Consider the following 18,418-nt stretch of genomic DNA (forward strand, 5'->3'; position numbering starts at 1 on the left):
CCAAGCCCGGGCGTTAGGGTTGCGCTTCCTGACCGGCAGGTGGGACGTCCGGCGGCAAAAGCGCTCGTAACTGCCGCTTGAGATCGGCGTCCGCGAAGCTGCCGTCAACCGCGTTTCGGACGAATCGCAGCAGCGTTTGCGAGCCGCACGCCGCCTCCACGCGCGCATATTCTCGTTCGATCGTCGTGCCGAACATCGGCGGATCATCGGCATCGATGACAACGACGCAACCTTCGTGGTCGAAGCGTTCGAAGGCGTCACCGCGCGGTAACGCGGCGCCGGTGCGATCGTTCGAAGTCGGGCAAACTTCCAGCGGTATTTGGCTCTCTCGCAGGAGCCGCACGACGCTATCGTCCTGTAACGCCGCGATGCCGTGGCCGATCCGCTCGGCGTGCAGCAGTTCGACGGCGTCGCGAACGCTTTGTGGACCGGCCGCTTCGCCCGCGTGCGCCACACAGTGCAAACCGGCGGCGCGCGCATAGTCGAACGACTCGACGAAGAGTTCGGGCGGAAAACGCGACTCGTCGCCACCCAATCCGATGCCGACCACGCCGTCGCCCGCAGCCTCCACCGCTAAGCGCGCCGTCCGCAATGCGCTCTCTGCGCCGAAATTGCGCGTGAGGTCGACGATTAACTGAAAACGCGTCTCGCCACCGGCATGTAATTCCGCGGTGATATCGCGCAGTGTCGCGCGCACGTCGAGTTCGGGATGGAAGAACGTCCAAACCGACGGCGATACAAACAGCTCGCCATACACGACGTTTTGATCGCGCGCCCCTTCGGCGAACTCTCGCGCGAGACGCGCGAACCGATCGGGCGTCGAAAGCGTTCGATTAACCGCGGCGAAGCCGTACAGAAAGTCGCGAAACGATAGGAAGCGATACGGGTCGGCCGCGCTGACGGACTCGCTCGCCTCGTCGCCCGAGCCATCCGGACGGTAGCGAAGCGGCAGGCCCTGATCGCGCGCAAACTCGACGAAGGTCGCCGGGCGCAAGCTGCCCTCGAGGTGACAGTGCAGATGGATTTTGGGAATTGGACTGGCAAGGCTCACTCGGTCGCCTTCGGCGCACGGTCGATCTTTCGTTGCGCCACGCGCGGGAGGTGGCGCGGTGGGACCGTCGTATTCTTGTCCGCCGCGGGGTGGAGCAGTCCGGTAGCTCGTCGGGCTCATAACCCGAAGGTCGGTGGTTCAAATCCATCCCCCGCAACCACGTCCGGGTCCAGAAACGGCAACGTCTCTGGACCTTTTTTATTTGCCGCCGGGAATCGGCGTAGCAATCGGTTGGGGAATGCCCAGCTGAGCCGGCGAGTGTAAGCCGGTTGCGTTTCCGCGCAGGATCGCGATCGGCTTCGACGGCCCGCGAGCGGTTGAAGCGAACTCGTAGAGCGTGTCGAGCGATGGGTCGCTAATCACGAGATTGTCGCTGGTGTCGATCGCCACGCCATACGGGCGGAACGGTCCGCCGGCGAGCGCGATCGTGCCGATCGGCGCCGCATTTCCCGTAGCGTCCGTATCGAACTCGAGTACGTCACCGCCGCCCGTATTCGCGACCCACACATCGCCCTTGGAGTCTTGCTCGATCTGGCCGGGATCGTCCAGGCCCGTTTCCGATCCTTGGATACGCTGAACCGGCGGCGTATCGCCGTCCGACCCCTCAGCGAAGACCTCCAATGAATTCGACCTGCGATTGCTCACATAGACCTTGCCGGTTCGAAACGATACGTGGAAGCTTTCCGGCCCGGTAATGCCCGTATGCGGGCCGGCGATGCGCGCAATCGGCGCGACGTTGCCATTGGCACCGGCGGCAAATTCGAGCATTGCGTCGTTGCCTTCACTAGAAACCCAGATGTGCTGCGCGGCGTCGAGCTGAACGCAGGACGGTGACGCGATACGCGTTTTCGGGCCGGCTATGCGCACCGAAGGCGCGACGTTGCCGGCGTTCGGGCCCGGGTAACCGGTGATCGAGTCGCTGTCGCGATCCGAAACGTATAGAAGCTCGCCCGTGATCGGGAATGCCCGCGTCGGCCCTCTGAGCAGCGTGCTCGGCCCTTGCAAGGTGCCTGCCGGCGCGACATTGCCGTTCGCGCCCACCGGATAAAACGTAATCGAGTCGGACGCAGCATTTGCGACTTGAACGCTCGGCGTCTCGGACGGTTCCGGGTGTGACACCGAAGCGGTCCCGTTCGACGTGCAGCTACCGATGCCAAGTGCAATAAACGCTGCGACTACGTAGAGCGAACGTCTCATCGGTCGCAACTTCGGGCGGTTAATTTAGGTGTTCTTGCCAGTCCGCCGGTACTTTGCCGTGCGGCCCCGGCGTCGGTTGATTTGCCGGATGCGAGTGCGGCGCCGCGAGCGCCGGGCCTTCGACGAAATCGTCCGTCTCGAAACTATATAACCAATCTTCGCCCGGCTCGAAGCTCGCGATCACGCTGTGATTGGCATCTTCGTAATGCTTTCTCGCGTGTTGACTTGGCGAACTATCGCAGCAGCCGATGTGCCCGCATTTCGCACAGCGACGAAGATGCAGCCACCATCCGTCGCTCGCCAAACATTCGGCACATCCGGTTCCGCTCGGTTTGGATTGCGGATCTATTTCACTCATGAGTTGTTGGTGCGCACGGTTGCGAACGTTGCGCGAACGTCTTCGGTAAACAGTTGTGGTTGCTCCCAGGCGGCAAAGTGGCCGCCGACATTGTGCTGCTTGTAATATGCCAGCTTCGGATACGCGCTTTTCGACCAGGTCTCCGGCGCGGTGTACAGCTCGTACCTGAAGGCACTGACGCCCACCGGAATCGTAACGCCCTTGACGTCGAAGAATCCCAACTTGTTTTCCCAGTACAGTCGCGCCGACGGTACGCCCGTGTTGGTCAACCAGTACAGGGTAATGTTGTCGAGAACGTCGTCGCGCGAGAGTCCGCCCGGATTGCCGAAAAATGCCGGTCGAATCATCTCGTAGCTGTCCTTGTCGTGATCCAGAATCCACGCTGCCAAGCCGATCGGCGAATCGCTCAACGAATACATCGTTTGCGGCCGGTTCGCCATCTCGACCGCATAGCCGAGATGCTTGCCGTAAAAATCGCTTAATTGGTTGAAGGCACGAAGTTCGTCGGCCGATAGGTTAGATGGCGGTTTACCACCGGACGTGGCCAACGCCAACGTCTCGGCCGGTACGGTGCCGGGCATGTTTGAATGAATCGCCAGCACCGTCCCGGGTGCCACCAGCGCCATTTCTTGCGTGATGCTCGCGCCCCAATCACCGCCCTGTGCTACGAACTTTTGATATCCGAGGCGTTGCATCAGCACGATGAAGGCCTTCGCAATCCGGATCGGATCCCAGCCGAGCGTCGTTGGAGCGGGAGAGAATCCGTAGCCGGGTATCGACGGAATCACCACGTCGAATGCGTCAGAAGCGCTCGCCCCGTGCGCGGTAGGATCGGTCAGCAAATCGATGACCTTCGTTTGCTCTATAATGGAACCGGGCCAGCCGTGGGTGATGATGAGCGGCAGCGCGTTCGGGTGTTTCGACTTCACGTGCATGAAGTGAATTTTTTGACCGTCGATCACGGTCGTGAACTGCGGAATCGCGTTCAGCTTGGTTTCGCACGTCCGCCAGTTGTAGTCGCCGCCCCAGTAGGTTGCCAGCGCCTGCATCGTCGCGAGTTGAATGCCCTGCGACTGGTCGTCAACGAGTTCGCGACCGGGCCACCTGGTCGCGTTGATGCGCCGGCGCAGATCGGTGAGGTCGGCTTCGGGGATGTTGATCGGTGGGAACGCGACGATCGCGCTCGAGCCCCCGTTATCTTGCGCGAGTTGCGTCACGGCAGTACCTTCTGAAGGAGCGTGCGTAGCATTTTTGGATTGCGCGCGGCCGGCCATCCCAAGCTGCAGGGCAGCGATGGTCGTCGCCACCGTGCCGACGAAGCGACGGCGGTTGAGGCCAGTTCGGTCGGACATCATACACCTCATGCGGACGCCAGGCAAGCTTATATGGCCAGCCGCCTGGCGTCCCTTAGTTAGTAAGAGAATAGCCTCGGAACGAGGTGCACGCAAGTGGCCGGGAACGACCCTTTTTAGCCGCCGTGCGGCGGTCCCAAGTACGGAAACTCGGCCATTAGGTCTTTATGCGGCGAGAGGCCATCGCTGGTGACTTTCCCGTTCGTCAGTATTCCGAGGAAATACGCCGAGACGTCGTCGGTGAGCGCCCGGCCGTTCGTCGGATACGATGCCGGCGATCCGGGTCGATACGGTTGAAGGTCGGGCAACATTCCGGATGCAACTCGCGCGGCTTCCTCCGGCGTGTATCCTCCCGCGTGTTCGAGCGAATGCGCGAAGGTCGCCACGAATTGGGCGTCGTTAGCGGGCTCTGCGGTGATGTATGCGGCCTTCTGATCGCCGGCGAGGAACGGCACTTGCGAAGCACGCGCGCCCCGATCGACTTGTTTCCAACTGCCCGACGAACCGTCGACCGTTCGCGCCCAGATTTTAAGACTGTCGGATCCGAGTGCCGCGTTTGGCACTTCCAAGATGACCGACGCGACGTTCTTATCGATAAAGAAATCGTCGCCGGTAAACGTCAAGTTGTTAATCGCGCCGGCCGCGTCGAAAAAGAACGGGTCGCTGCGCCGTCCGGCAAAAAAGCGAATGTCGCCGGCAGTCATCACCTTCGAATCGCCTCCGGTCGAAACTGCGACGCCGTCGGCGACGATCTCGCCGTCGTCGCCGGTACGATGCAAGCTATCGCCCTCGATCCGGCGCAGCGTCGCAACTTGTCCGCTGCCGGGTGCCGCCATTATTTTAACGCTATAGGCGATATTGACGATCGCATCGCCATCCGTGTCGATCAAAATCTCGTACAGTGCGTTGCTCGCAAACGGCTCGATCGGCGTGGGCCCCGGCGGATTCACGCCGAACGACGGGTGAACGTTCATGATCAGGATGGATTTGCTGTTGTCGCCGGGCTTCGGAAACGCATAGAGGTCCGTAAAGTTGAAGCGCGCATCGCCACCGGGAAACCCAAAATCTGGGCCCGCGAAATGATGGGACATCGAATCTTTTCTCCTAGCGTACTATCTTGTTATGAAAAAACTGCTTTGGGACTACTGTGAGACTTACCTCCGCCAAATTCTGGAGGAAGCCACTATCTTCGAGGGAGTAGCAAGAAGCGCTCACTCAACCGAGGATAGGACTCATGGTGAAATTCGTATCGAGACACGTTTTCGCGTTATCTTCGCTCGCAATTTTGAGCGCCTGCAGCGGCGACGGCACCGCGCCTGCGGCGGATACCGCCAACGCCTTTCCAACGACTGCCCGCGGCGGTATCGCGATTTCGGCGCACACCAATCACGGGCACTCTTGGATGAACCCGGTCGCGAAAAGCGGCGCGCTGGTCTATATCACCGATAACGGCGCCGGTACCGTCGTCGTGTATTCGTATCCGGCACTTAACGTCGTCGGGACGCTCGCCGGCTTCGACAACGTGCAGGGCGACTGCGTTGATGCGAGCGGCAACGTTTGGATCGATAATACCCAGGCCTCGCAGCTTCTCGAATACGCGCACGGCGGAACGTCGCCGATCGCGACGTTAAGCGATCCCGGTCAGTACCCGGTTGGGTGTTCCGTCGACCCCACAACCGGCGATCTGGCCGTTTCGAATTTTTATAGCACGAACGGCCCACCGGGAAGCATCTCGATTTACAAAAATGCGACGGGCACGCCGGCAACGTTCACTCCGCCGAATTTCGCGGTCGTCTACTATCTCGGGTACGACAAGCACGGAACGCTGTACCTCGATGGTATCGACAGCGGTAGCGCTTTCTTATTCGCTTCTTTTAACGGGAAGAAATTCAAGGCGATCACGCTGCAACAGCCGATCGGCGGCCCCGGAGCCGTCCAAGCCGTGGGCGATAGCATCGTGGTCGGCGATCAGACCAACGGAAACAACGCGGCCTATGCGTTCACGATCGCGGGCAGCACCGGAAAGCTCGTGAAGACGACCCCGCTGACCGGCGCCAACGATATCGTGCAGTTCAACATCTATAAGAACGCCCTGGTAGGCGGCGATTTGAATTTCAACGGTTCGACCGCAGATCGATTCAAGTATCCGGCCGGAGGAGCGCCGAAAAAGACGGCCGCGGGCTTGAGCGCACCCATCGGCGCGGTCATCAGCCCGTGACCTGCAACTTCTCGCGCCCGGAGGATGATTTCGCGCACTATGACTGATCAAGAGATTAAACCCTACGTCGGCAAAGCGGTCCGCGTGACGTTGGCCGACCGTCGCACGCTCGCCGGCGTTCTACACGCCTCCGACACCCATGGCCACGGCCACATCCACTACGTAGTCTCATCCGACCCGATTCGCGAGGGCGATCCGCCCGTGGCTGAAGTCATCCACGGTGGAGACCAGATCACCGAGATCGAGGATGCTTCCGGGGATCCCGCAGCCACCGAGTAGCCAACCGGCGTGGGATACTCCGAAAAAGCGCTGACGCCGGCAATCGGTTCGGTCGTTCGAGGCATCGACCTCGGCGCCAAGCTGGAGGCCGGCGACGTCGCGCACATTCTCTCGTCGCTCGATGATCGTCTCGTTCTGTTTTTTAAAGATCAATCGCTCACGCCGGTGCAGCAGCGCGATTTCGCGGCGCGCTTTGGGACGCTGTACACGCACCCATTCTATCCGGGCCGCGCCGAAGCGCCCGAAGTCATGATCCTCGAACACGATGCCGCACGTCGCGCCAACAGCGATCGATGGCACAACGACGTTACGTACCTCGCGACGCCGCCGATGGGTGCCGTCCTGTACGCACAAGAGATTCCGGAAATCGGCGGCGATACGCTCTGGGCGAACATGTATGCGGCGTACGATGCGCTTTCGGAGCCGATGCGAAAGTTCGTCTCCGGATTACGCGCCATCCATTCGTTTGCAAGAAACTTCACGCCCGAGCGATTTGCCGCGCTTGGCCTTGAAGAGCGCCGCGAGCGAATGTATGCGGAGCATCCGCCGGTTTCGCATCCCGTGGTTCGGACGAACCCAAACACGGGACGCAAGGCGCTCTTCGTCAATCAAGATTTCACCTCGCACATCGAGGGTGTCTCCGCGCGCGAAAGCGACACGCTGTTGCGATTCTTGTTCGAGCACATGGCGCAGCCGGAGTTTCAAGTGCGTTGGCACTGGGAAAACGGTGACGTCGCCTTTTGGGACAACCGCTGGACCCAGCATTGCGCCCTCGCCGATTACTATCCGCAGCGGCGCGTCGTTCGGCGTGCAACGATTCTCGGCGAACGGCCCATCTGAACATTCCGCTTTCCAAAGGGACGCAGCGGCCTCCAACCCCCGCGCGAAAACTCGGCGTCGCCGACATCGCGCTGCTCGTGATGGGCAGCGTCATCGGATCGGGCATCTTCCGTACGCCGGCGGTCGTAGCGCAACGGATACCCGCTCCGACGTTGATCGTCGCCGCGTGGTTGACGGGTGGACTGATCGCGCTCTTCGGCGCTTTTGTGCTCGGAGAACTCGGCGCCCGTTGTTCGCAGGAGGGAGGCGCCTATGCGTACTTGCGGGTCGCGTTTCATCCGGTCGTGGCATTTGCGTACGGGTGGACGTCGCTACTGGCGTCGTTCAGCGGCGGATTGGCGGCGGCGGCCGTTCTATTCGCGGGATATTTTCTTTCGTCGACCGCGATGTCCGCACCACCAACGCTCGTCGCAATCGTCACGTTGACCATTCTGGTACTCATCAACTCGTTCGGAGTCCGAGCCGGCAGTAACGTCCAACATGTGTTGACGCTTCTCAAGCTTCTCGCGCTAGCAGCGGTCGTAGTCGCCGCGTTCGTCGTTCCGGCAAATCACCATCTGCCGCTTTCGCACGTCGCGGGTTCGCCGGTCGGCGTAACCCTCGCGTTCGGCGTTGCCATGATTCCGGTATTGTTTAGCTATGCCGGAGCGTTGGTTGCCAATTTCATGAGCGACGAAGTGCACGACCCTCCGAAAACGTTGCCGACCGGTTTATGGGTTGGGATGGCGGGTGTCGCGATGCTCTACGTACTCGTGAACACCGGCTGTCTTCGCGCGCTTGGAGTCGACGGATTGGCACGTTCCATGGTTCCGATTTCAGCAGTACTGCAAGAGGCGACGGGATCGATCGGAGCACGATTGACATCAATTGCAATCGCCATCGCGACCCTCGGTTTTTTGAGCAACCGAATGTTGACGGTCCCGCGGATGTACCGATCGATGGCCGATGACGGTCTCTTTTTTCGTTGGGTCGGGTGGATCGATCCGCGGACGCGCGTTCCAGTCATTGCGATCGCTCTGCAAGGGATTGCGGCCATCGTCATCGCGCTGTCAGGCGACTTCAATCAAGTCCTCAATTTCGTTGTATCGCTGGTCTATCTGTTCAACGGCCTTCTAGCGCTCGCACTGTTCGTGCTTCGCGCGCGCGACGACGCTGGAGGGGCGACGCAGGGCGGCTTTCGCGTTCCAGGCCACCCCGTGACCACCGGCCTTTATCTCATAGCTTCGTGGAGCATCGCCATCGTAACGTACGTCACGGACCCCCGCTCCGGGCTGATCGGACTGGGGATCGTTCTCTCCGCGATTCCAATATATGCGTTATGGGCGCGCAGTGCCGCGAGAAAACTGCAAGCCTGATGTTACCCAATATTCTTGAATGCTCGCGCGACGCCGCGCATACGGTCTCAGCGACGTCGTTGGCGACGGTGTGCCCGTGCGACGGTGCTCCGTTGCTGGTTCTCTATCGCAGCGGGGAGATGCCCCGCGAGGTTGTTGCATTACGCCCGTGGACGATGTGGCGCTATCGTGAGATGTTGCCGATCGACAGCGACGAGCAGCCGATCTCGCTCGGTGAAGGCGGCACGCCGCTTCTCCCTCTCGCCAATATGAAGTCCGAGCTCGCTTGTGGCGAGATCTTCGTAAAGGACGAATCACAAAATCCGACCGGTTCGTTCAAAGCGCGCGGCATGTCCGTCGCGGTGACGGTAGCTAAGCGGCTGGGTGTGCGATCGCTGGTCGCGCCGAGCGCGGGAAACGCGGGCGGCGCATTGGCCGCGTACGGAGCGCGCGCACAGCTGCCGGTACGCGTCTACGTTCCGCGAGATACGCCGGCGATGTTAACCGAGGAGATGCGCGGCTACGGGGCGTCCGTCGTGCTGGTCGACGGATTGATCGACGAGGCCGGGCGGCTGGCCGCGCAGTTCGCGCAAGAGAGCGGAGCGTTCAACGTCGCGACGTTTCGCGAACCGTATCGGGTCGAGGGAAAAAAGACGATGGGATACGAGCTTGTCGAGCAGCTCGGCCGCGTTCCGGGAACGATCGTGTATCCCACTGGCGGCGGCACCGGACTCGTTGCAATGTGGAAGGCTTTCGGCGAGCTGGAACAACTCGGGTGGATCGATGCGTCGAGGCCCGTGATGGTGTGCGTCCAAGCCGAGGGTTGCGCGCCGATCGTCCAAGCGTTCCAGCGCGGCGACACGTCGGCCCAACGTATCGAGAACGGAACGACCAAAATGTGGGGGCTACGTGTTCCTGGCGGGATTGGCGATCGCCTCAGCCTCGCAGCGCTACGCGAATCGCACGGACACGCGATCGCGGTTTCGGATGAAGCATCGGAAGCGGCGATGTGGGACCTTCACGAGCGTGAAGGCATCGATGCAACCGAGGAAGGCGGGGCGACGCTTGCGGCGCTTCGCTCGCTCGTATCGAGCGGCGTGGAGTTGCCCTCGCCGATCGTTCTTTTCAACACCGCAACGTCCTTAAAATACGCGCCGCGATAAGGGACAGCCGACAACATGACCATCGCGCTCAAGACGCTCGGGATCGCACTGGCCGTCGGTCTCGACGTGTTGGCGCTGTCGATCGTCGTCGGCATCATGGACATTCCGCGAAGCGCACGGATTCGAATGGGCGCAGCGTTCTCATTTTCCGAAGTGCTCATGCAAGTCATCGGATATGCGATTGGTACCGGTGCCGGCCGTATCGCCGGAACCATCGCACCGTACGTTGGCTTCGCGATTTTGGCGGGCGTCGGCGTGCTGGTCATTCGCGAGAGTTTCGAGAGGGCGCCGGTGCTCAAGGTCGATTCGGGCTGGGGGCTCATCGCCGCGTCGGCATCCATCAGTCTCGATTCGCTCGGGATCGGCATCTCGTTGCCCGGCGTACCGATTCCGCTGCTGCCCCTGCTGGCCACGGTTGCGGTCACGACGGTGTTGTTTACGATCGCCGGACTATCGTTCGGGCAACATCTCGGCGAGTCGAATCGGACTCGCGCACAGCTCGGCGGCGGGATCATCCTGATCGTCTTGGCCGTCGTGTTCGCCGCGCAGCGCGCGATGGGAGCGAGCTGATCGAAGGCGTTGAGGCGTCGTCTAGTCTCGGCGTTCGCCGAAGACGTCGTTTCGCAAACGTTTTAAATCGCTACCGGCTTGGCGCCGGTCGAATTCCGGCGTTCGCATGTGCTCGAGTAGCGCGTGCGCGCGTTCGATCCATGTCGCGGGGTGCGCGTGAGATTCCCGCTGACCCAGCGTCGCGCGATGCAAACGCCAGGCCGGTGCGATGCGTTCGAGCTGGTTGGTGTGATGGTGCAGATCGCGTTTTTCGCCGCTCAATACGTCGCGCATATCACCCATCGCGTCTGCCAGTCGTCGCTTGACGACGTGCGAGCTGCGAATCGGGACGACGAACCACGTAGCCGCGACACCGCACACCGCTCCGACGACGATGCAGAGAACGCGAATACCGAACACCGAAAAACTCGAACCGCTTTGCGGATCCAGAACGAGCCCGAATAAGAGCGTCGTGCAGGCCGCCCAGTACGCGTAATTGATCGGGCGAAGCCACATACCGAAAAATAATACCGCAAACATTACCATCGCATACTCGGTCGAGTTGGCGATGTGTACGAATCGCAACGACTCGGCGACGAGCGTTCCGAAGATCGCTCCGCCTATTCGCAACAACGCTTTGTACAGCGCATCAGCGCGACCGATCGCACCGCTGGTAACGATGAATGCGCTCAGCACGACCCACGGCCAGTGCATGCGGAAGGCCGTCATGCCGATTCCAAACGCGAAGGCGAGCGCGACGATCATCTGCAGCGCCATGCGATCGGTTGCGGCCAAGCGGCGCGTTGGCTCGGGGGCACCCGTCTTGCGAGGCGGCCGGGATGCCTCGACGGTGGTCGTCCAACCAGCTAGTTTTCCGGCAAACGCGGCGGCCCACGAGCATAGCTGCGCGATAATCGCGGCGGCGATCACGAGCGCGATCGCGACGGGAACACCGGCAGCTCTATCGATCGGCGCGGGAACGATCAACATCGCCATCAGCGTCAGAGCGATAACGCCGCCGATGGCCGAGGCCGAACGGCCGTACCGGCGCAACGCCACCGACGCACCCATCCCCAGCACGAAAACGATCGCCGCAATTGCGGGCAGGTGCAAGAACAGTGCGCCCACCAAAGCGCCGCCGAGTGCGATAACGGGGATCGTGACGATACGCCGCCATAGCACGTGAAATCCGTGCTGTTGCAACGAGCGCGTCAGACCGACCGACAATACCACCGAAAGAATCGCCGGCGAGTTGTTCGCTCCGAATCGCACGCACAGCGCGTACGTCAGCAAAAAACTTGCGAGCGTGCCGGCCATCGCCGGCGCCGCCGCTCTCAGCGCTCTAAGAAGCGCTGAGGATTCCCACGGCTTTTCCGACATCTTCAAACGCCGCCAAGGCACGGTCCATCTCTTCCTTCGTCAGCGCCGCACTAATCTGTACGCGAATTCGTGCCGCTCCTTCGGGCACAACCGGAAAGCCGAAACCGGTGACGAACACGCCGGCGGCCAAGAGCTTGTCGCTCATCGCGATTGCAAACGACGTTTCACCAACGATGATCGGAACGATCGCGCTCTCGCCTTCGAGCGGCGAATACCCGATGCGTTGCAAGCCGGTGCGGAAGTAGGCGGTGTTGTCGCGCAGGCGTTGCACCAGATCGGGATGCGCGTCGAGATACTCGATCGCTTCCAGCGAGCTGCACGCGACCGTCGCCGGTAACGCATTCGAAAACAGCTGCGGGCGCGAACGCTGAATCAACGTCTCGATCAGGGCAGTGCTTCCGGCAACGAATCCCCCTGCGGCACCGCCCAGCGCTTTGCCAAGCGTCCCCGTGATGATGTCGACCTGGCCGGTCAAACCGAAATGCTCGATGGTGCCGCGGCCGGTCTTGCCCATGACGCCGGTGCCGTGCGAATCGTCGACCACCACGATCGCATCGTGCGCTCGCGCGAGCTTCACGATCTCCGGCAGCTTCGCCAGATCCCCTTCCATCGAGAATACGCCGTCGGTGACGATCACGATCGGGAAGCAGCCTTTAACGGCCTCGAGCTTTTCGCGCAGCTGATCCATGTCGCTGTGCTTGTAGCGTTCGCGACGCGCTTTGGATGCCAACCGTACGCCGTCGATAATCGACGCGTGGTTCAATTCATCGGAGATAATTGCCGAACCCTGATCGCAGATCGTCGCAAACAACCCTGTATTGGCATTCCAGCAGGCGACATACGAGAGCGACGCCTCGGTTCCTAAAAACGATGCGATGCGACGCTCGAGCGTGCGGTGAATGTCGAACGTCCCGCAGATAAAACGAACCGATGCCGTGCCGGCCCCATATTGGTCGAGGCCACGCTTGCCAGCTTCGACGACTTCGGGCAGGTCGGCTAAACCCAAATAATTGTTACTCGATAGCACGATGACGTTGCCGGCCTCTTCCATATGGACTTCCGGCGCCATCGGCGTGGTGATGTGGCGTAAATGCTTGTAGGTTCCGGCCGCGCGCAGCGCGTCGAGATCGCCCTGTAGTTTCCGTTCGAAGGTTTGGCTCATGCCGTTGCAAGGTCTCCTTTAAAGTCGAGTACCACCTTCGCCGCTTCGCCGCTTTCCATCAGAGCAAAAGCACGATCGTACTCCAAGTACGGCAGCACGTGTGTCACGACCGGCGCTAAATCGATGCGACCGCTCGCCAGCAGCGTCTGCGCCTGATACCACGTTTCGAACATGCGGCGTCCGTTGATGCCCAGCATCGTGATGCCTTTGAAAATGATGCGCTGTGCCAAATCGATACGGATCGGTTGACTCGGGATACCGAGCATCGCTGCGACCGCACCGTTGCGCAACGTCTCCAAACCCGCGTCGATCGCGGACTCGGCGCCCGACATCTCGAGCAACACGTCGGCACCGTTGCCACCGGTTTTCTCTCGCACGCGGTCGGCGATGCTTTCGTCGCCGGCAAGAAACGTTTCGTCTGCGCCGAGTCGTCGTGCGATTTCGAGTTTAGCGGGATTGCGGTCGATTGCGAAGATCGCGTTGGCGCCGGCCGCACGCGCAACGCCGACGGCCATCAAACCGATCGCGCCGACGCCGGTAATCACCACGTTCTTGACGCTAACGCCGGCCGCCATTACCGTGTGGACCGCGTTGCCGAAAGGGTCCAAGATTGCGGCGTATTTATCCGGAATCGCCGGGTCGAGCTTCCAAACGTTATACTCGGGCATCGCGATGAACTCGGCGAAGGCGCCGTCGCGATCGACCCCGATAATTTCCACTTGCCGGCAAATGTGCGCTTGGCCGGTGCGGCACAACAGACACGTTAAATCGGCGATGTGCCCCTCGGCGGACACGCGGTCGCCGGGCACCACCGATCGCACCGCCGAGCCAACCTCGGTAACGGTTCCCATGAACTCGTGTCCGACGATCAAGGGTGGATGAACACGTTCCTGAGCCCATGCGTCCCAGCGATAAATGTGCTGGTCGGTTCCGCAGACGCCGGCTTTTTCAACGCGAATCAAAACGTCGTTCGGGCCAATTTGCGGAATCGGAGCGTCGGCCAGCGTGAAGCCCGGGCCCGGGGCGGCTTTGGTAAGTGCTCGCATGGATGACATGACGGCCCCAAGTATTGCACTTGGGGCCGCCGCGGTCATGCTCGACGCGGGGAGTTTAGAAGTCGTACTCGAGCTGCGCCCGGTTGTACTTGAACACCGGCAGACCGCCGAGGTACTGCGCGCCGTACGCGTATCCAACAGGACACGTCGTGCTGCTCGCTCCACAGAACGTGTTGCCGATGTAGCGATTGAAGAATCGATCGCGCAGCATCAGGCCTTTGTAGATCCCCTTACCACTCCATTTGTTAAACCGGTACGTGCCGTCGATGTCCCACTCCCAGGTGTTCGCGTTCGACACGAGCGCGTTTCCGTATTGAAGCCAGCCGTACGCGGCGAAGAAGGTGATCCGGTTGTTGGTGGACGTGTACGTGAGGGCGAGCTTCTCCGAGGAGCCGGCCGAGCGACGCTCGATCATGCCCTGCGCGCCCATCGTAGTGAAGAACGGGTCGGACGTATAGTTGTCGGTGTACGGGCTGGCCCAACCGCCGTAGTACAGGTTGACGGAGCCATTAGCATTATTCGAGCACACGGCGGTGCCGTTGTTCGTCAGCGGCAGAAAGTTCGCAACCGTAACGCCCTTGGTCGCGAGTTGAAAAGTCGAACTGCTGCAGCTCGCGCCTTTGGGAAGAAATGTCGTTTCATTGTGCCACGGCAATCCATCGTAGGCGAAGGTGAGCAGAATGTTCTTCGTAACGTTCGCACCGATGCGTGCACCGATCACCTGGCTGTCGATCTTGCCAATGTAGGAGACACCGGCATTTGATTCAGTACCGCCTTGCATCTCGACGAACGGCTTATACTTCGACTCTGTAAAGACGTATTTTCCGTCGAACCACCACATGTTAGCGAGATCCGACACGCCGTAGAAATAACCGTCGAGCGTGAGGCCGGACGGACTCGAGTAGCCGGCCTTCCCGTAGAAGAACCCGCTCGTGTTGATCGAGCCGCCGCCCGGCACGTAAATGTTGGCGGGCATACCGCTGTTGCCGGCCGGGAAGCTCGTGAGCAGGGTGGTATTCGAAAAGTTGTTGGCAGTGCGATTTTCGAACTGCCACATATCGGCAGCTTCGAACGTGAAATTCTTGAGACCGGTGAACGCAACGTCGACGCCTTGATACGCTTCCGGCTTTAGGCGCGAATCCGACGGGCCCGCCCACGGCGAGCTGAACACCTGGTCGCCGCCCTTGGCGTACCAATCGGCATTCTTAAAGCCGATGTATCCTTCGTAGAACGTGTCGAGTCCGAATCCCGGCAACGTGTCGTCGGGGTTCGTGTTGGGCGGAGCTTGGCTCACGCACGGGTCGCCCTTCGCGTGATTCGCGGCAACCGAACATGGGCCGTCGACCGGGTTCGCAAGGATGTACGAACCGCCGATAAACAGGCCTTTGAGATCCGGCAGTTGGTAGTCGGCGTGTAGGCCTATGGACGAACTCCAGGACGCCTGGTTCACGCCGGTCGAGCTATATTTCGGGCTGCTGAAGTTGAACTGCGCACCCGGATTGTTCGACGCGTTTTGACGCGTGAAATAATACGAACGGAACTGTCCGTTAAATGTTAGCGGGCCGGGGGTCGGCGTGCCCGTGACCACCGTTGCCGGCGGTGGGACTGGTGTTGGAGAGGTTTGCGCCTGGGCGTGCGCCCCCATGGCCGTCCAAAGGACGCCGGCGGCGACCAGGCCTTGCGTAATACTCCGGTAACTCAAAAGGTGCTCCCTCTAAGAAGATGACTCAAGTCACCTTTTCTTTGTGCACAGAAAATAACCTAGGTTATAAAATCGGATGGACCGCCGTTGCCGGCGATCCATCCGCGCGATGCTCTCTTGACCTACTTAGAAGTCGTACTCGATCTGAGCACGATTGTATTTGAAGAGCGGTAGGCCGCCGAGGTAGCTGGTGCCGATCGCCAAGCCCCCCGGGCACGAGGCGTGCATGTCACCACAGTATGCGTTAGATTCGGATCGCTGCGCGTAACGGTACCGCAGTAGTAATCCGCGATAGAACTTACCCTTCACCTGGCTGAAGTGGTACTGCCCGTCGAGGTTCCACTCGTTGGTGTTCTCGGGCGCCAGCGCGTTGCTGTAGTCGAACCACGAGTCGGCCGCCGTGAACACCCAACGCTTGTTGTCGGACGTGAACGTCGCTGCGATCTTGTAAGACGTACCGGGCGCGCGACGGTCGGCCATACCTTGGCTGATGCTCGTCGTGAAGAACGGGTCGGTTGCATATGAGTCGGTGTACGGGCTGGCCCAACCGCCGTAGTAAATGTCGGTCGTGCCGTTCGGATTGGTAAAACAGACGCCGGCTTGCCCAGACGATCCGCCGTTACCGGGCAAGAAGTATCCGAGCGTAGCACCCTTACTCGAGATTTGATTGGTGGCGTTGTTACACGTCACGCCTTTCGGCAAGTTCACCGTATCGTTCTGCCAGGGAATCGAATCGAAACTCGCCGCGACGACAACGTTCTTGCTAACGGCCGCGCCCAGCTGAACGCCGATGTCGGAACTGCGGATCTTGCCGATATACGACTGACCTGCGTTGCTTTCGGTACCGCCTTGCAGCGCGATGAACGGCTTGAACCGCACTTGTTGAAAAGTGTACTTTCCGTCGAACCACCACATGTTCGCCAAGTCGGAAAAGCCGTAGAAATAACCGTTTACCGCGACGGGGCTGTCCGGCGGCGCATAACCGACGTGTCCGTACGCGACGCCGGAGGTATTGATGCTACCGCCGCCCGGCTCGTAAATATTGGCGCCCATGCCGCCGCCGCCGGCGGGGAAGCTGGTAAGCAACGTGGTGTTTTCGAAGTTATTGCTCGTGCGGTTTTCGAACTGCCACATGTCGGCGGCTTCGAACGTCCACGACTTGTCGAAGACGTACGAAACGTCGGCACCTTGAAAGGCTGCCGGTTTCAAACGCGAGTCCGACGGATTGGCCCAGGGCGTATTGAACAACTGGTTGCCGGCTAAGACGCTGAGACCGTCGCCCTTGAAACCGAGGTAGGCTTCGGGGAACGTGCTCATCGCAAATCCCGGAAGCGTGTCGTCGGGGTTTGTGTTGGGCGGGGATTGAGAAACGCACGGCATGCCTTTCGCGTGCGTCGACGCGACCGTACACGTGCCGTTGATTGGATTCGCGTAGAAGTACGAACCACCGATGTACAGTCCGGGTAGAAGGCTATTCAGTGCGTAGTCGGCGTGCAGGCTGAGGCCGTTGTTCCAAGATGCTTGGTTAACTCCGTTCGAGTTGTACTTCGCGCCCGGCGTGAAGTTGAATTGGACGCCTGGATTGTTCGATGCGTTCTGACGCGTAAAGTAGTACGAGCGGATATATCCGCGGAACGTGAACGGATCGGGCGTCGGGCTCGGCGTCGGCACAACGTCTTGTGCGACGTTCGACTGCCGTACGGCCGCCGGCACGACCGAAGCCGGGGCGGATTGCGCAAATGCGCCGGCGGCCGTTGCCGCTACCGCCGCAGCGGATATCAAGAAATAGCGAAATACTGAAACAGCCACGCGGAACACTGCTCCCTTCAATAGCCGTGTGGGTCAGAGAAATTGTATCCGTTGGGGATTAAGTTATTGTTATGAAACGCTTAAGGGGCGTACCCAGCGTACACCGGTACATAAGCCCCGGCGCAGACCTCGGATCAGCCGTAGCGTCCGGTGATATAGTCCTCGGTACGCTTATCGCGGGGTTTCGTAAAGATCGACGATGTGGAATCGGTTTCGACCATTTCACCCAGTAGAAAGAACGCCGTAAAGTCGCTGATGCGGGCGGCTTGCTGCATCGAGTGCGTGACGATCGCGACCGTATACTCTTGTTTGAGAACGTGAATCAAATCCTCAATCTTGCTGGTCGCGATCGGGTCGAGGGCCGAAGCCGGCTCGTCCATGAGGATGACCTCCGGATCGACCGCTAAGCAGCGTGCGATGCACAGCCGCTGCTGCTGCCCGCCCGAGAGGTCGAGCGCGGAGCGGTCGAGGCGATCCTTGACCTCGTTCCAAAGTGCCGCGTGCGTCAGGCTCCGCTCGCAAATTTCGCGCAATACCTTCGGCCGGCGTTCGCCCTGCAAACGTGGTCCGTAGGTGACGTTTTCCATGATCGACTGCGGAAACGGATTCGGCCGCTGGAACACCATGCCGACTCGCGCACGAATCGTCACCGGATCGACGCCGCGATCGTAGATGTCGGAGTTATCGAGCAGAACTTGCCCTTGAACGCGCGCGCCCGGCGTGAGATCGTGCATCCGGTTGAGCGCACGAATAAACGTCGATTTGCCGCATCCCGAAGGACCGATGAGCGCGGTGACGCGACGGTCGGGGATGGTGAGGCTCACGTTCTTGACCGCATGGAACGACCCGTAATAGACGTTCAAATCGCGGGCTTGTAGTTTCGCTTGCGACGAAACCATCGGTCGCTGGGAGCCGGTCGCGGTCATGGCGCGGTGGTGTTCGCCGGATGCCGCCGCCTCGCCCTGGGAC

Annotated in this window: 17 protein-coding genes and 1 tRNA gene; 7 read left to right on the forward strand and 11 right to left on the reverse strand. The window is 60.6% G+C overall.

The features are described 5' to 3' along the window. Positions 1 to 13: 13 nt before the first annotated feature. Positions 14 to 1,051 (reverse strand): adenosine deaminase, encoded by a 1,038-nt coding sequence (add, locus tag VGF98_07675; protein HEY1681496.1) that lies wholly within the window; start codon positions 1,049 to 1,051, stop codon positions 14 to 16. 83 nt (positions 1,052 to 1,134) lie between these two features. Between add and VGF98_07680 the strand changes: the two genes are divergently transcribed. Next, positions 1,135 to 1,211 (forward strand) — tRNA-Met (locus VGF98_07680). A 38-nt stretch (positions 1,212 to 1,249) separates the two neighbouring features. On the opposite strand, the gene VGF98_07685 is transcribed toward VGF98_07680, so the two are convergent. The 4 genes from VGF98_07685 to VGF98_07700 all read right to left on the reverse strand — a co-directional run bounded on the left by VGF98_07685 (position 1,250) and on the right by VGF98_07700 (position 5,049). Next, positions 1,250 to 2,248 carry a hypothetical protein gene (locus tag VGF98_07685; GenBank protein ID HEY1681497.1) on the reverse strand — a complete coding sequence of 333 codons (999 nt, stop codon included), beginning with the start codon at positions 2,246 to 2,248 and terminating at the stop codon, positions 1,250 to 1,252. 19 nt (positions 2,249 to 2,267) lie between these two features. Continuing rightward, a complete protein-coding gene (locus tag VGF98_07690; protein HEY1681498.1) occupies positions 2,268 to 2,606 on the reverse strand; it encodes a UBP-type zinc finger domain-containing protein in 339 nt (112 codons plus the stop codon). Next, positions 2,603 to 3,961: an alpha/beta fold hydrolase gene (locus VGF98_07695; protein HEY1681499.1), complete on the reverse strand. Its 1,359-nt coding sequence runs from the start codon at positions 3,959 to 3,961 to the stop codon at positions 2,603 to 2,605. Before VGF98_07695 ends, VGF98_07690 begins: the two co-directional genes overlap by 4 nt. A gap of 113 nt (positions 3,962 to 4,074) precedes the next feature. Next, a complete protein-coding gene (locus VGF98_07700) occupies positions 4,075 to 5,049 on the reverse strand; it encodes a DUF4331 family protein (GenBank protein ID HEY1681500.1) in 975 nt (324 codons plus the stop codon). A 143-nt stretch (positions 5,050 to 5,192) separates the two neighbouring features. Here VGF98_07700 and VGF98_07705 point away from each other — a divergent pair, with 143 nt between their 5' ends. Genes VGF98_07705 through VGF98_07730 form a run of 6 tightly spaced genes read left to right on the forward strand, consistent with a single transcriptional unit; the run spans position 5,193 to position 10,362 of the window. Further along, entirely contained in the window at positions 5,193 to 6,176 is a 984-nt protein-coding gene (locus tag VGF98_07705) for a hypothetical protein (GenBank protein ID HEY1681501.1), read from the forward strand. Between the two features lie 39 nt (positions 6,177 to 6,215). Beyond that, a complete protein-coding gene (locus tag VGF98_07710) occupies positions 6,216 to 6,455 on the forward strand; it encodes a hypothetical protein (protein HEY1681502.1) in 240 nt (79 codons plus the stop codon). A 9-nt stretch (positions 6,456 to 6,464) separates the two neighbouring features. Next, positions 6,465 to 7,295 (forward strand): taurine dioxygenase, encoded by an 831-nt coding sequence (gene tauD, locus VGF98_07715; GenBank protein HEY1681503.1) that lies wholly within the window; start codon positions 6,465 to 6,467, stop codon positions 7,293 to 7,295. Then, entirely contained in the window at positions 7,220 to 8,650 is a 1,431-nt protein-coding gene (locus VGF98_07720; protein HEY1681504.1) for an amino acid permease, read from the forward strand. Before tauD ends, VGF98_07720 begins: the two co-directional genes overlap by 76 nt. Next, entirely contained in the window at positions 8,650 to 9,792 is a 1,143-nt protein-coding gene (locus VGF98_07725; protein HEY1681505.1) for a threonine synthase, read from the forward strand. The genes VGF98_07720 and VGF98_07725 overlap by 1 nt, the downstream gene beginning before the upstream one ends. A gap of 15 nt (positions 9,793 to 9,807) precedes the next feature. Beyond that, positions 9,808 to 10,362, forward strand: a complete 555-nt coding sequence (locus VGF98_07730; protein HEY1681506.1) for a manganese efflux pump — start codon at positions 9,808 to 9,810, stop codon at positions 10,360 to 10,362. A 21-nt stretch (positions 10,363 to 10,383) separates the two neighbouring features. Here the strand turns inward: VGF98_07730 and VGF98_07735 are convergent, their stop codons facing one another. From VGF98_07735 to pstB, 6 genes are all read right to left on the reverse strand, one after another. Then, complete coding sequence (locus VGF98_07735) at positions 10,384 to 11,658, reverse strand: FUSC family protein (GenBank protein ID HEY1681507.1); 1,275 nt, start codon at positions 11,656 to 11,658, stop codon at positions 10,384 to 10,386. Positions 11,659 to 11,683: 25 nt separating this feature from the next. Next, positions 11,684 to 12,883 (reverse strand): glycine C-acetyltransferase, encoded by a 1,200-nt coding sequence (locus tag VGF98_07740; protein ID HEY1681508.1) that lies wholly within the window; start codon positions 12,881 to 12,883, stop codon positions 11,684 to 11,686. After that, the gene (gene tdh, locus VGF98_07745) at positions 12,880 to 13,938 is read right to left on the reverse strand and encodes an L-threonine 3-dehydrogenase (protein ID HEY1681509.1); all 1,059 of its coding nucleotides are present in this window, start codon (positions 13,936 to 13,938) and stop codon (positions 12,880 to 12,882) included. The genes VGF98_07740 and tdh overlap by 4 nt, the downstream gene beginning before the upstream one ends. 55 nt (positions 13,939 to 13,993) lie before the next feature. After that, entirely contained in the window at positions 13,994 to 15,640 is a 1,647-nt protein-coding gene (locus VGF98_07750; protein ID HEY1681510.1) for an OprD family outer membrane porin, read from the reverse strand. 126 nt (positions 15,641 to 15,766) lie between these two features. Beyond that, positions 15,767 to 17,449, reverse strand: a complete 1,683-nt coding sequence (locus VGF98_07755; protein HEY1681511.1) for a hypothetical protein — start codon at positions 17,447 to 17,449, stop codon at positions 15,767 to 15,769. Positions 17,450 to 17,583: 134 nt separating this feature from the next. Continuing rightward, a complete protein-coding gene (gene pstB, locus VGF98_07760; GenBank protein HEY1681512.1) occupies positions 17,584 to 18,375 on the reverse strand; it encodes a phosphate ABC transporter ATP-binding protein PstB in 792 nt (263 codons plus the stop codon). Positions 18,376 to 18,418: the final 43 nt, after the last annotated feature.

The organism is Candidatus Tumulicola sp. (assembly GCA_036490475.1).
Taxonomy (GTDB): domain Bacteria; phylum Vulcanimicrobiota; class Vulcanimicrobiia; order Vulcanimicrobiales; family Vulcanimicrobiaceae; genus Tumulicola.